Annotated in this window: 1 pseudogene; it reads left to right on the top strand. The window is 34.6% G+C overall.

The window, feature by feature from the left end:
* Nucleotides 1-73: 73 nt before the first annotated feature.
* Nucleotides 74-431: pseudogene (locus tag DVW83_RS14910) on the top strand (IS6-like element IS1216 family transposase); the annotation flags it as partial.

Below are 431 nucleotides of genomic sequence, written 5' to 3'. Positions count from 1 at the left end.
GTTCTGTTGCAAAGTTTTAAATCTACTATCAAATAAGGTAGAATAATAGAAAAAGATAGCAGGAGGAATGACGATGAATCATTTTAAAGGAAAGCAATTTCAGCAGGATGTGATTATTGTAGCCGTGGGCTACTATCTTCGTTATAACCTTAGCTATCGTGAAGTTCAAGAAATCTTATATGATCGTGGCATTAACGTTTCTCATACGACGATTTATCGTTGGGTGCAAGAATATGGCAAACTACTCTATCAAATTTGGAAAAAGAAAAATAAAAAATCCTTTTATTCATGGAAAATGGATGAAACGTACATCAAAATTAAAGGAAAATGGCATTATTTGTATCGAGCCATCGATGCAGATGGTTTAACCTTGGATATTTGGTTACGTAAAAAACGGGACACACAAGCAGCCTATGCTTTTCTTAAGCGGT

This window comes from Enterococcus sp. VV15 (genome assembly GCF_005236045.1).
GTDB lineage: Bacteria > Bacillota > Bacilli > Lactobacillales > Enterococcaceae > Enterococcus_B > Enterococcus_B durans.
Note: the sequence above shows the minus strand (reverse complement) of the source record. Positions and strands in the feature narration are given on the sequence as shown.